Annotated in this window: 14 protein-coding genes; 7 read left to right on the top strand and 7 right to left on the bottom strand. The window is 69.7% G+C overall.

Annotated features, from left to right (window positions below):
* From HUU95_RS01760 to glnA, 4 genes are all read left to right on the top strand, one after another.
* A partial coding sequence (locus tag HUU95_RS01760) for an acetyl-CoA carboxylase biotin carboxyl carrier protein (protein WP_302480082.1) occupies nt 1-284 on the top strand: 284 nt, incomplete at its 5' end.
* A 1-nt stretch (nt 285) separates the two neighbouring features.
* Nucleotides 286-1,635 (top strand): acetyl-CoA carboxylase biotin carboxylase subunit, encoded by a 1,350-nt coding sequence (gene accC, locus HUU95_RS01755; RefSeq protein ID WP_174278515.1) that lies wholly within the window; start codon nt 286-288, stop codon nt 1,633-1,635.
* Nucleotides 1,636-1,762: 127 nt separating this feature from the next.
* Entirely contained in the window at nt 1,763-2,101 is a 339-nt protein-coding gene (locus HUU95_RS01750; RefSeq protein WP_174278514.1) for a P-II family nitrogen regulator, read from the top strand.
* 26 nt (nt 2,102-2,127) lie between these two features.
* Nucleotides 2,128-3,540 carry a type I glutamate--ammonia ligase gene (glnA, locus tag HUU95_RS01745; protein ID WP_174278513.1) on the top strand — a complete coding sequence of 471 codons (1,413 nt, stop codon included), beginning with the start codon at nt 2,128-2,130 and terminating at the stop codon, nt 3,538-3,540.
* A 101-nt stretch (nt 3,541-3,641) separates the two neighbouring features.
* Here glnA and HUU95_RS01740 read toward each other — a convergent pair whose 3' ends face one another.
* On the bottom strand, nt 3,642-3,959 hold the full coding sequence (locus tag HUU95_RS01740; protein WP_368039788.1) for a hypothetical protein: 318 nt from the start codon (nt 3,957-3,959) through the stop codon (nt 3,642-3,644).
* 38 nt (nt 3,960-3,997) lie between these two features.
* Between HUU95_RS01740 and HUU95_RS01735 the strand changes: the two genes are divergently transcribed.
* From HUU95_RS01735 to purL, 3 genes are read left to right on the top strand one after another with little or no spacing between them, the layout of a single operon-like run.
* Nucleotides 3,998-5,089, top strand: coding sequence for a spore photoproduct lyase family protein (locus HUU95_RS01735; RefSeq protein ID WP_174278512.1), 1,092 nt, complete (start codon nt 3,998-4,000; stop codon nt 5,087-5,089).
* Nucleotides 5,090-5,116: 27 nt separating this feature from the next.
* Entirely contained in the window at nt 5,117-5,704 is a 588-nt protein-coding gene (locus HUU95_RS01730) for a YbhB/YbcL family Raf kinase inhibitor-like protein (protein ID WP_174278511.1), read from the top strand.
* Between the two features lie 4 nt (nt 5,705-5,708).
* Nucleotides 5,709-7,928 carry a phosphoribosylformylglycinamidine synthase subunit PurL gene (gene purL / locus HUU95_RS01725; protein WP_174278510.1) on the top strand — a complete coding sequence of 740 codons (2,220 nt, stop codon included), beginning with the start codon at nt 5,709-5,711 and terminating at the stop codon, nt 7,926-7,928.
* A gap of 48 nt (nt 7,929-7,976) precedes the next feature.
* Here the strand turns inward: purL and HUU95_RS01720 are convergent, their stop codons facing one another.
* From HUU95_RS01720 to HUU95_RS01695, 6 genes are all read right to left on the bottom strand, one after another.
* Nucleotides 7,977-8,399 (bottom strand): Hpt domain-containing protein, encoded by a 423-nt coding sequence (locus HUU95_RS01720; protein ID WP_174278509.1) that lies wholly within the window; start codon nt 8,397-8,399, stop codon nt 7,977-7,979.
* Nucleotides 8,400-8,508: 109 nt separating this feature from the next.
* Entirely contained in the window at nt 8,509-9,846 is a 1,338-nt protein-coding gene (gene der / locus HUU95_RS01715; RefSeq protein WP_174278508.1) for a ribosome biogenesis GTPase Der, read from the bottom strand.
* A 59-nt stretch (nt 9,847-9,905) separates the two neighbouring features.
* Nucleotides 9,906-10,355, bottom strand: coding sequence for a hypothetical protein (locus HUU95_RS01710; RefSeq protein ID WP_174278507.1), 450 nt, complete (start codon nt 10,353-10,355; stop codon nt 9,906-9,908).
* A 20-nt stretch (nt 10,356-10,375) separates the two neighbouring features.
* Entirely contained in the window at nt 10,376-11,293 is a 918-nt protein-coding gene (locus tag HUU95_RS01705; protein WP_174278506.1) for a hypothetical protein, read from the bottom strand.
* A 79-nt stretch (nt 11,294-11,372) separates the two neighbouring features.
* Nucleotides 11,373-12,698: an outer membrane protein assembly factor BamB family protein gene (locus tag HUU95_RS01700; protein WP_174278505.1), complete on the bottom strand. Its 1,326-nt coding sequence runs from the start codon at nt 12,696-12,698 to the stop codon at nt 11,373-11,375.
* A partial coding sequence (locus tag HUU95_RS01695; protein ID WP_174278504.1) for a hypothetical protein occupies nt 12,695-13,176 on the bottom strand: 482 nt, incomplete at its 5' end. The genes HUU95_RS01700 and HUU95_RS01695, both read right to left, overlap by 4 nt.

Raw genomic sequence — 13,176 nt, 5'->3', positions numbered from 1 at the left:
CGGCCACCGCCGCGCCGGCCGAAATCGGCGCGTCGGCGCCCGCCGCGGCGGTCAACGCGGTCAAGTCGCCGATGGTCGGCACCGCCTATCTGTCCGCCGAGCCCGGCGCCAAGCCGTTCGTGTCACCCGGCCAGCAGGTCGCGGCCGGCGACACGCTGGTCATCATCGAGGCGATGAAGGTGATGAACCCGATCACCGCCCCCAGCGCCGGCACCGTGCGCGAGGTGCTGGTCGGCAACGGCCAGCCCGTCGAGTTCGACCAGCCGCTCGTCGTCCTCGCCTGACATGGCCAGGATCAAGAAGCTGCTGATCGCCAATCGCGGCGAGATCGCGCTGCGCATCCATCGCGCCTGTCACGAGATGGGGATCGCGACGGTGGCGGTCCACTCCACGGCCGATGCCGACGCGATGCACGTCCGGCTCGCCGACCAGGCGATCTGCATCGGGCCGCCGGCGGCGAAGGACAGCTACCTCAACATCCCCAACATCATCTCCGCCGCCGAGATCAGCGGCGCCGACGCGATCCACCCGGGCTATGGCTTTCTCAGCGAGAATGCGCGGTTCGCCGAGATCGTCGAGCTGCACAACCTCATCTTCGTCGGGCCGAAGCCCGAGCATATCCGCACCATGGGCGACAAGGTGGAGGCCAAGCGGACCGCCGGCGCGCTCGGCCTGCCGCTGGTGCCGGGCTCCGATGGCGCGGTGGACGACCCGGTCGAGGCGAGGCGGCTCGCCGACGCGATCGGCTATCCGGTCATCATCAAGGCGGCGTCCGGCGGCGGCGGGCGCGGCATGAAGGTCTGTACCAGCCCCGACCAGCTCGAACCGTTGATGGCGCAGGCCGGCAGCGAGGCCAAGGCGGCGTTCGGCGACGCGACCGTGTATCTGGAGAAATATCTCGGCAACCCGCGCCACATCGAGTTCCAGGTGTTCGGCGACGGCCAGGGCCAGGCGATCCACCTGGGCGAACGCGACTGCTCGCTCCAGCGGCGGCACCAGAAGGTGCTGGAAGAAGCGCCCTCGCCGATCATCACCGCCGACGAGCGCGCGCGGATGGGGGGCATCGTCGCCCGAGCCATGGCCGACATGGGCTATCGCGGCGCCGGCACCATCGAGTTCCTGTGGGAAGCGGGCGACTTCTACTTCATCGAGATGAACACCCGGCTACAGGTCGAGCACCCGGTGACGGAGATGGTCACCGGCCTCGACCTCGTCCGCGAGCAGATCAGGATCGCCGAGGGCGAGCCGCTGTCCTGCCGGCAGGAGGAGGTGCAGTTCCGCGGCCATGCGATCGAGTGCCGCATCAACGCCGAGGACCCACGCACCTTCGCGCCCTCGCCCGGGCTGGTGAGGCAATATCATGCGCCCGGCGGCATGCACGTCCGCGTCGATTCGGGGCTCTACGCCGGTTATCGCGTCCCGCCATACTATGACTCGATGGTCGCCAAGCTGATCGTCTACGGCACTACCCGCGAGCGCTGCCTCGCCCGCCTGCGCCGCGCGCTGGAGGAGTTCGTGATCGAGGGGCCGATCACCACCATCCCGCTGCATCAGGCGCTGCTGGACGATCCGGAGTTCCAGCGTGGGGACTATACGATCAAATGGCTCGAGGAGTGGCTGGCGGCACAGGGATGAGCCGGTCCGTCGCGAGCCCGCGCCACCTCCTCTCCCGCGAATTGTGCATTGCGGAAGAGGGCAACCGCTGTCACCCTCTGTTCGATCCGCCCGTTCGGGCGAGTCACGGCTTCCGTGAAGGACCCGCGTGAAGAAGATCGAAGCCATCATCAAGCCGTTCAAGCTGGACGAGGTGAAGGAGGCGCTCCACGAGGTGGGCGTGTCCGGCATCACCGTCACCGAGGTGAAGGGCTTCGGCCGGCAGAAGGGCCATACCGAACTCTATCGCGGCGCCGAATATGTCGTCGATTTCCTGCCCAAGGTGAAGCTGGAGGTCGTCGTCGCCGACGGCCTGGCCGATCGCGTGGTGGAGGCGATCGCGGGCGCGGCGCAGACCGGCCGCATCGGCGACGGCAAGATCTTCGTCATCCCCGTCGAGTCCGCGATCCGCATCCGCACCGGCGAGCGCGACGACGACGCCATCTGATCACCCTCCCAACGAGAGAGCGACCCATGCCGAACACCGCCGACGACGTGCTCAAGATGATCAAGGACCAGGAGATCGAGTGGGTTGACCTCCGCTTCACCGATCCCAAGGGCAAGTGGCAGCACCTGACCATGGTCGCATCCGTGATGGGCGAGGACGAGTGGACGGACGGCCTGATGTTCGACGGCTCGTCGATCGAGGGCTGGAAGGCGATCAACGAGAGCGACATGATCCTCAAGCCCGACCTGGACGCGGTCTACACCGATCCGTTCTCGGCGACGCCGATGCTGATCGTGTTCTGCGACATCGTCGAACCCTCGACGGGCGAGCTCTACGCGCGCGACCCGCGCTCCACCGCCAAGCGCGCCGAGGCCTATCTGGGCCAGACCGGGATCGGCGACACCGTCTATGTCGGGCCGGAGGCCGAGTTCTTCCTGTTCGACGACGTCCGCTTCGAGAACAGCTACGCGACCAGCTTCTACAAGATCGACGACATCGAGCTGCCGACCAACACCGGCCGCGAATATGAGGGCGGCAATCTCGCGCACCGGCCGCGCGCCAAGGGCGGCTATTTCCCGGTTGCGCCGGTCGACTCGGCGGTCGACATCCGCGGCGAGATGGTCTCGACCATGCTGGAGATGGGCCTGCCCTGCGACAAGCATCACCACGAGGTCGCCGCCGGGCAGCACGAGCTTGGCCTCACCTTCGGCACGCTGACCACCACCGCCGACCGGATGCAGATCTACAAATACGTCGTCCACCAGGTCGCGCACGCCTATGGCAAGACGGCGACCTTCATGCCCAAGCCGATCAAGGAAGATAACGGCTCGGGGATGCACACCCATTTCTCGATCTGGACGAAGGGCGAGCCGTCGTTCGCGGGCCACGGCTATGCGGGCCTGTCGGAGATGTGCCTGTTCTTCATCGGCGGCATCATCAAGCATGCCAAGGCGATCAACGCCTTCACCAATCCGTCCACCAATTCATACAAGCGACTGGTGCCGGGTTACGAGGCGCCGGTGCTGCTCGCCTATTCGTCGCGCAACCGCTCGGCCTCGTGTCGCATCCCCTATGGCACCGGCGCCAAGTCGAAGCGCGTCGAGGTCCGCTTCCCCGACGCGCTCGCCAATCCCTACCTCGCCTATGCGGCGTTGCTGATGGCGGGGCTGGACGGCATCCAGAGCCGGCTGCATCCCGGCGAGGCGATGGACAAGAACCTGTACGACCTGCCGCCCGCCGAGCTCGCCAATGTCCCCACCGTGTGCGCGTCGCTGCGCGAGGCGCTGGACAGCCTGGAGGCCGATCACGACTTCCTGCTCAAGGGCGACGTGTTCTCGAAGGACCAGATCGAGGCCTATGTCGAGATCAAGCGCGGCGAGGTCGCGCGCTGGGAGATGACGCCCAGCCCGGTCGAGTTCGACATGTACTATAGCGGCTGACGCGCTGGCCGTTCCTGGCCATGTCATGCCATGCCGTGCCGTGACAAGAAGGGGAGCCGCGAGGCTCCCCTTTTTTCGTACCTGCCGGATCGGCCGATCGCCTAGCGGCTACTGCCCTTATCGTCGCTGGCGACGATGATGACCCCGGCGATCACCGCCACGGCGGCGATGCCCGCGATCACCGCTCCGCCACCGGCCAGCTTGCTGCGGTGCGCCGCCGGCGTGCTGGCGCGGGCCTTGACGATCGACAGCGACGCGGCCGGGTTGACCGGCGCCGCCAGCGCCGGTGTCACCGCGAGCGACGCGGCCGTCATCGTCATGATCAATGTCGCGTACTTCACCGATGTTCCTCCCTTGCCATCCACCAAAGCAAAGAAAGCATGCGTTCCAATCGACTGCAATGCGGTTAACACGGCCATCGCGTGGCACTCTCCCGGCGCTCGCCGGTTGGGTCCCCATGGCCAGCCTGCCCGATCCCGACTCCATCCCGCCGCCCTTGCCGTGGCGCCCGCGCCGCCTGCTCGCGACCCGGTCAGCGCTGAGCTGGGCGCATGGCCGCGCCATCGCCGAACGCGCCGCCGGGCTCGGCGTCGAGGTGGTGGAACTGCCGACCGACCGGCTGAAGCTCGACCTGCCCGACGATCCGCGCCGCGCCTATGCCGAGGCGAAGCGCACGCTGGCGCTCACCGTCGCGCCCCCGTCCAAGCGCCGGCTCCAGCCGATCGCGCCATCCGCCGACTGGCGCGTGGATTTGGCGGAGGGCTGCCCCGCGCATTGCAGCTATTGCTACCTCGCCGGCTCGCTCGCCGGCCCGCCGATCACGCGCGTCTACGCCAACCTTCCCGAGATCCTGGACGAGCTGCCCCGGAACCTGGGCCAGGGCAAGGTCACCTCGCGCAGCCGTACCCGCGCGCACGAGGGCACCACCTATGAGGCGTCGTGCTACACCGATCCGCTCGCGCTGGAGCCGCTGACCGGCTCGCTCGCCGCGCTGGTCGCCTATATGGGCGCGTGGGACGCGGACGCGCAGCTGCGCTTCACCAGCAAGTTCGCCGCCGTCGAGCCGCTGCTCGGGATCGCGCATGGCGGGCGGACGCGGATGCGCGCCTCGGTCAACCCCGCCCGCTTCGCGCGCTTCGAGGGCGGCACCTCGCCCGTCGCGCGGCGACTGGCGGCGCTGCGCCGGATGGCGATGGCGGGCTATAAGGTCGGGCTGACGATCGCGCCGATCATCGCCGCGCCAGGGTGGGAGGAGGCATATGCGACGTTGATCGCCGACGCCGCCGCGCAGCTCGCCGACCTGCCCGGGCTCGACCTGACCGTGGAGCTGATCACGCACCGGTTCACGCCCGGATCGAAGGCGGTGCTCGACAGCTGGTATCCCGGCTCGGCGCTGGAGATGGACCCGGAACAGCGCGCCGAGAAGCGCACCAAGTTCGGCTCGGTCAAGCATGTCTACCCGGCCGAGGTCATGAAGACGCTGCGCGCCTTCTTCGAGGCGGAGATCGCGCGCGCGATGCCGGCCGCGCGCATCCTCTATTGGACCTGATCGCCGCGCCGGCTTACGGGCGACCGCATGAAGACATGGACGCTGCTGCTCGCCCCGCTCTCGGCCCTCGTCCTGGCGCAGACGCCGGCGCCGCCACCTGGCCCGATCGCGATGGACCGGCCGGAGACGCAGGCCGGGGGTCGGCTGACCGTCTCCTCCCCTGCCTTTGGGAACGGCACCGCGATCCCGAACCGCTATACCCGCTATGGCGACAATCTGTCGCCGCCGCTCGCCTGGACGCGCGCGCGCGGTGCCAAGGTCTATGCGCTGATCGTCGACGACCCCGACGGGACGCTCAAGCCGGTGACGCACTGGACGATCTGGAACATGACCGGGACCAGGCTGCCCGAGCACCTGCCCACCGACGCGCGGCTCGCCACCCCGACGGGGGTGCAGGGCACCACGACGATGCGGGGCACCGGGTTTGCCGGCCCGCATCCGCCGATCGGCGACGCGGCGCACCATTATCACTTCCAGGTCTTCGCGCTCGATGCGCCGCTGTTGATCGCGCCGGCCGCCGATCGCGAGACGCTGCTCGTCGCGATGAAGGGCCATGTCGTCGCGCGCGGCGAGCTGGTCGGGCTCTACGGGCAGCCCGCGGCGCCAGGGAAGTGAAGCCATGACCGTCATCACCCCCGCCATCGTCGCCGAGCACGGGCTTTCTCCCGACGAATATGACCGCGTCCGCCACGCGCTCGGGCGCGAGCCGAACCTGCTGGAACTCGGCATCTTCTCGGTGATGTGGTCCGAACATTGTTCCTACAAGTCGAGCCGGCTGCACCTGCGCAGGCTGCCGACGACGGGCGCGCGCGTGATCCACGGGCCGGGCGAGAATGCGGGCGTGATCGACATCGGTGACGGCCAAGCGGCGGTGTTCAAGATGGAGTCGCACAACCATCCGTCGTATATCGAGCCGTACCAGGGCGCGGCGACGGGGGTGGGCGGCATCCTGCGCGACGTGTTCACGATGGGCGCGCGGCCGATCGCGAACCTGAACGCGCTGCGCTTCGGGCGGCCGGACCATCCCCGGACGCGCCACCTGATCGCGGGCGTGGTCCACGGCATCGGCGGCTATGGCAATTGCGTCGGCGTGCCGACGGTGGGCGGCGAGGTGAACTTCCACGCCGCCTATGACGGCAACATCCTGGTCAACGCGATGACGGTGGGCGTGGCCGATCAGGACAGGATCTTCCTGTCCGCCGCGTCCGGCCCCGGCAACCCGATCGTCTATGTCGGCTCCAAGACGGGGCGCGACGGCATCCATGGCGCGACGATGGCGTCGGCCGATTTCGGCGAGGGGGCGGACGAGAAGCGGCCGACGGTGCAGGTCGGCGATCCGTTCACCGAGAAGCTGCTGATCGAGGCGTGCCTGGAGCTGATGGCATCGGACGCGATCGTCGCGATCCAGGACATGGGCGCCGCCGGCCTCACCTCCTCGTCGGTCGAGATGGCGAGCAAGGGCGGGGTCGGCATCGAACTGGTGTTGGATGAGGTGCCCCAGCGCGAGACGGGCATGACGCCGTACGAGATGATGCTGAGCGAGAGCCAGGAGCGGATGCTGATGGTGCTCAAGCCCGGCCGCGAGGCCGAGGCGGAAGCGGTGTTCCGCAAATGGGAGCTGGACTTCGCGGTGATCGGCCAGGTGACCGGGACCGGCCGGATGATGCTGCGCTGGCGCGGCGAGACGGTGGCGGACATCCCGCTCGGGCCGCTGGCGGACGAAGCGCCGCTGTACGATCGGCCGCACGTGCCCACTCCCGCCCCGGCGCCGCTCGCCGATGTGCCCGCGTGCCGCGATATCGCGGCCGACCTGCTCGCGCTGATGGGCTCGCCCGACCTCGCCAGCCGCCGATGGATTTGGGAACAGTATGACACGATGGTGGGGGCCGATACCGTCCAGCGGCCCGGCGGCGACGCCGCCGTGGTGCGGGTGCATGGCACGGCGAAGGCGCTGGCGATGACGACCGATTGCACGCCCCGCTATTGCGCCGCCGATCCGGTCGCGGGCGGGCGGCAGGCGGTGGCGGAGGCATGGCGCAACCTGTGCGCGGTCGGCGCCGAGCCGCTGGCGCTGACCAATTGCCTCAACTTCGCCAGCCCCGAGCGGCCCGAGGTCATGGGCCAGCTGATCGGCTGTCTCGACGGCATGGCCGACGCCGCCCGCGCGCTCGACTTCCCGGTCGTGAGCGGCAATGTCAGCCTGTACAATGAGAGCCGCGCCACCGGCGGGGGCTCCGCGATCCTGCCGACGCCCGCGATCGGCGGCGTCGGACTGCTGGCGGACTGGAGCAAGAGCGCCACGATCGCGTTCAAGGGCGCGGGCGACATCGTGCTGGCGGTCGGCACGCGGCGGGGCGAGCTGGGCCAGTCGCTGTGGCTGCGCGAGCTGCATGGGCGCGAGGACGGTCCGCCGCCCTCGGTCGACCTTCCGGCGGAAAAGGCGGCGGGCGGGCTGATCCGCGCCGGGATCGCCGCGGGGCAGTTGTCGGCGGTGCACGACGTCGCGGACGGCGGCGTCGCGGTGGCGATCGCCGAGATGGCGCTGGCGGGCGGGATCGGCGCGATCGTCGACCGCAAGCAGCCGTTCGACTGCGCGCGCGCGTTCTTCGCCGAGGACCAGGGCGTGTACGTCGTCACCGCGCACGACCACGGCCTGGCCGACTTCCTCCACGCCGCGCATGTGGCCGGGGTCGAGGTGGAGCCGCTCGGGCGGACGGGCGGCAAGCGGCTGATCTTCGAACGACCCGATCGCGATGACGTGGTGACGCTGGACGCGTTGCGCACCGCACATGAGGGGTTCTTCCCCGCGCTGATGGGCGCGGATGCGGCGCTGGCGTGACGTGCAAGCCGCTGTGCCGCGAGTCGCGGCTGCCGGACAGCGCTTCGTTCAGTAGGCCGCCGCCTTGCGGCCGAACCCGCCGACCATCGGCTTGCGCGCGACGAGTGGGTTGGCCTCGCGCTCCAGCAGCACCAGCGTCTCGTTGAACAGCGGGCGGAGCCGGGCGATCAGCGCCAGCGCCTCGTCGGGCGCCTCCTGCTGCTCGACGCAGTCGCGCGCGATCGTCTCGATCTGTTCGGCCAGCGTGCCCAGCGGCACGGCGCCGAACTGGTGCGATTCGCCCTTCAGCGTATGCGCGGGAATGACCATCGCGGTCGCCGACCGGGCGCGCATCGCCGCCTCGATCGCCGCGACCGACTTGACCCCGTCCTCGCGGAAATAGCTGAGGATGCGGACGAACCCCGCGCCCAGCTCCCCGCGCGCCTTGGCATAGGCGGTCCAGTCGACCAGATTGCTGCCTTCGAACGACACCGATCGCGCTCCCCGGCCGTGCCCGGCCCTTGATCCCGGTCTCGCGATACATCCAGGTCGTAAACGAAGCCTTGCCGGCGCGCGGGCGAATGGCCCGAAATGGCGGGAGTCAGGTCCCGAACGGGTTCTTCGGGGCGCGCAGCGTCAGTCGGACGGGGACCGCGCCGAAGCCCAGGTCGCGGCGCATCGAATTGACCAGGTAACGCTGGTAGCTGGCGGGCAGCTGGTCGACGCGCGTGCCGAAGATGACGAACGAGGGCGGCCGGCTCTTGACCTGCGTCACGTAGCGCAGCTTGACGCGCTTGCCGCCGGGCGCGGGCGGCGGGTTTGCCTCCACCGCGCGCTCGAACCAGCGGTTGAGCTCGCCCGTGCCGACGCGCCTGGACCAGGCCTCGCGCGTCTCGAACGCGGCGGCGAGCAATTGGTCCAGCCCCTTGCCGGTCGCCGCCGAAACGGTGAGCAACGGCACGCCCTTCACCTGGCTGAGCCCGTCCTCCAGCGCCTTCTTGACGCCGTTGAACAGCGACGAGGCATCGGCGGCGACATCCCATTTGTTGAGCGCGATGACGAGCGCCCGGCCCTCCTCCAGCACCCGGTCGGCGATACGCAGGTCCTGCGCCTCCAGCCCGAGCGTCGCGTCGAGCAGCAGCACCACCACCTCGGCGAAGTCGATCGCGTGGAGCGCGTCGGCGACGGAAAGCTTCTCCAGCTTGTCCTGCACCTTGGCGCGCTTGCGCAGACCGGCGGTGTCGATCAGGCGGACCGGCTTGCCCTGCCAGTGCCAGTCGATCGCGATCGAGTCGCGCGTGATGCCGGCCTCGGGCCCGGTGATCAGCCGGTCCTCGCCCAGCATCCGGTTGACCAGCGTCGACTTGCCCGCATTGGGCCGGCCGACGATCGCCAGCTTGAGCGGGCCGTCCTCCCGCTCCGCTTCCGGCTCGGCCGCCTCGCGCTCCAGGAACGGCTGTAATGCCTCGAACAGGTCGCCGATGCCCTCGCCATGTTCGGCCGACAGCTGCACCGGATCGCCGAAGCCGAGCTGGAGCGCGTCGAGGATGCCGTCATCGCCCGCGCGGCCCTCCGCCTTGTTGGCCGCGAGCACGATCGGCGTCGTCGAGCCGCGCAGCCAGCGCGCGATCTCCGCGTCGAGCGGGGTCACGCCGGCGCGCGCGTCGACCACGAACAGCGCGACATCGGCGCCCGCGACCGCCGCCTCGGTCTGACGGCGCATGCGGCCGGGCAGCGACTGCGCGTCCTCATCCTCATAGCCGGCGGTGTCGACGACGCGGAAGTCGAGCCCGACCAGATGCGCGTCGCCCTCGCGCCGGTCGCGCGTGACGCCCGGCCGGTCGTCGACGAGCGCCAGCTTCTTGCCGACCAGCCGGTTGAACAGCGTCGACTTGCCGACATTGGGCCGGCCGACGATGGCGACGATGGGAAGCGGCATGCCCAGCCCCTAGCCGAGGCGGGCGGCCACGTCATCCCGCGCCGGGACGCGGCTCCAGCCTAGCTGTTCGGGTCGGCGCCGGGTCCGGGACAGTGGCCGGGAACGGCCCAGCGATCGGGCTGATGGTGGGGTCGATCGAGCGCGGGGCAGCCGACATAGCCGCGCCGGCGCGCCAGCGTGTCCACCGTCCAGAACTGCGGAATGGGCGCGATCAGCGCGGCGACCAGACTGCCGGCGATAAACAGCAGAAAGCGGCGGGCACCCGGCCGTGGACTGTTCGCGGCCGCCTTCATCTGCGCCGGGGTCGCCTGTCTGCTCAGCAGGAACATCAGGCCGATGCCGACCGCCATCGGCGTCAGGAACAGGCTGGCCAGCGCGTAATGCGCCGAACTGATCACCGGCAGCGGCGTCGTGAAGCCATGGATCAGGTGAAGCATATCCTGGCCCGCGAACATGCCGTCCACGGCCGCCGCCGCGAAGCAGACGATCGCGACGCCGACCGCCTGCACCCGCCAGCGCGTCGCGCCGGTCAGAACATCGATCCGGGCGCGGAGGGCGAACTGGCCGCCCGGCCCAATTGCTGGCCAAAGCCTCGAAAGCCGTTCTCCATGTCCTGCACGATACCGCTGGTGCAGAATTGATGCCAACGGCGGCTCGCTTCCGCGCCCGCCTCGTCCCACCAGCGCTCCAGCTTGTCGAGCGCTCGCTCCCACGCGGCGGTGGCCCTCTCCGTCAGGCCCAGCTCCTTGTCGAGCGCGAACAGGCCGATGCCCACCGCCGCGCCGACCGCGAACGCCAGCAGCGCCGGCCCGAGCGCGATCGTGCCGACCACCACCGTGCCGACCGCCAGCGTCCCGGCGAGCGCGCCGATCGCCGAGGCGAGCATGACGGACGGGATGTCAACGGTAAGGCTTCCGAGCAGGTGCGGCAGGTCATGGTCGCGGATGAACTGGTACGCGTCGAACGCGACGACCAGGACGATGCCGAATCGGGCCGACTCCTTGGCCGCTGCCTGGATGCCCGGCTTACCGATCTGCAGCTCCATGATCTTCGGATTATCGACCCTGTAACGGGTCGCCGACAACAGCTCGCGCCCTTTCGGCCAGCCCTTGATGATGACCAGATCGCCCTTTGCGCCGGGCTTGAAGTAAACCTGGACACCCCACCAGCGATGGAAATCCTTCACCAGCTTCTGCGCGATCTTGTACGATCCGAAGCTGTCCTTGATCGTTCCGATCAGCAGCTTGCCGTAGTCCTCGCCGAACCCGATCGCCTGGCCGGGCGTGATGCTGCGGATCGTCTGCTCGGCGTCGTGAGCGGAAACTTCGCCGCGCCTGACCGCCTCGTTCAGCCAGATGCGCAGCCCGTTCTTGTCATCGAAGACATAGCTGTCCTGCCGGGACGATGGTGGCGGGGGCGACCGGCGAACCTTGGCAGGCTGGATCATCGAGCACCCCTTTCTGCCACGCCGGGCCCCGGGCTCGCATCATCCTGAAGCCAAAAACCTGGGGCCAGATTGGTTCCGCTCACCGCCAGGCGGTGATGCGGCCCTTGCCGTCGAGCGTGTAGATCGTCGCATTGGCGACTACCGGGGGCAGGTTGTACGGCACCTTGCCCTTGATCACCGTGCCCAGCGTCCCATCCGTCACGCTGGCGAAGGCGAGATCGCCGCGCGAGCTGGTGACGACGAGCCGGCCGCCGGCGAGCACGGGGCCGTACCAGAGGAAGGGGTCACCCTTCTTCTTCTTGTCGTTCTTGTAGCGCGGCAGCTGCGCGATCCAGCGCGCCTTGCCATTGGTTTTGGACAGGCAGACCAGCCGCGCGTCGTCGGTGACGACGAATAGCCACTCGCCCGCGAGCCAGGGCGTGGAGATGCCGGCGACATTCTGTTCCCACAGGCGCTGGCCCGAGCCGAGATCGAGCGCGACCATCCGCCCGCCCTGCCCCACCGCATAGACGCGGCCCGCGTCGATCACCGGATCGGCGTCGACATCGGTGATCGAGGACACCGAGGTGGAGATGGAGGTGCGCGCCAGCGCATCCTGCCAGAGCACGCGGCCGTTCTCGTAGCGATAGGCGCTCAGCTCGCCGCTGGAGAAGCCCGCCACCACCGTGCCCTGCGCGGCCGCCGGCGCGGCGACGCCGAACACGCCCTGCGATTCGGACGTGCCCTGCGCGGTCCAGCTGACGACGCCGTCGGTCTCGTTGAGCGCGAACAGCTGGTTGTCCTGGCTCAGCACATAGACGATGCCGTTGGCGACGGTGGGGCTGCCGCGCAGCGGGCCGCCGGGGCGGACCTTCCACAACGGCTTGCCGTCGGCGGCGTTGAACGCGCCGACATCGCCCAGCCCGTCGGTCGCGAACAGCTTGCCGTCGTCATAGCTGGCGCCCCCGCCGAAGCGCGACGCGCGGTTCTCCTTGCCGGCGGCGAGTGACGCGTCCCACAGCCGCGCGCCGGTATTGGCGTCAAAGGCGTGGAGATCGGCGTCGACGTCGATCACGAACAGCTTGCCGTCGGCGATCACCGGCGTCGCGGCGAGTCGCGCGCGCGTGGAGCCGCCGTCGACCACGGCGCTCCACAGCCGCGCCGGCGCGGCGGCGAGCGGCAGCTGGCCGAGCGACTTGGACGCGTTGCCGCCAGACTGCGTCCAGCTGTCATTGGCCACCGCCGGGGGCAGCACGATCGCGACGTCGGCGATCGCCTTGTCGGTCTCCATCGGGTTCTCGGAGACGAGGATGGGGACGCGGGTGCCGATCGTCGGGGTCTTCTTGGGCGCGGCCTTGAAGATGCCGCAGCCCGCCAGCGCGAGCAGGGACACGGCCGCGACGAGCGGGCGGAGGCGGGAGATCATGGCTGCGGCGGGGCTCCGGTCGAGGGGGCGGCGTCCCCGCCGTTCGCCGTCGCCATCTGAACGACGCGTTGACGGATCGATTCAGGAACGGTGTCGGTACGCCCGATCTGGCTGAACAGGCGCGTGGCGAGGTCGCGCCGGCCCTGGCGGAGATAGGCGATCGCGGTCATCTCGCCGGCCGAGCCATACCAGGCGCCGTCCGTGCGGACGAGCGGGCGGAGGCGATCGATCACGACCTGCGGCGCGACGGTGTCGAACTCCGCCGCCGTCTCGCGCAGCAGCGCTAGGTCGCGGAAGGGCGGCTCCAGCGACGCGTCGTTCGCGACGGCGGCATAGCGGGCGGCGGCGCCCCTGGTGTCCCTGGCGCGGGCGAGCAGGTCGCCCTGCGTCAGCAGCGCCATCGCGCGATAGGCATGCGTCCGCGATGTCGCCAGCGCGGCGAGCGCGGCCTGCGCCTGCCGGTCCTGCCCGGCGGCGG

It is taken from the genome of Sphingomonas bacterium, assembly GCF_903643065.1.
Taxonomy (GTDB): domain Bacteria; phylum Pseudomonadota; class Alphaproteobacteria; order Sphingomonadales; family Sphingomonadaceae; genus Sphingomonas.
The sequence above is the reverse complement of the archived record's forward strand: the minus strand, read 5'-3'. Positions and strand labels throughout refer to the sequence as shown.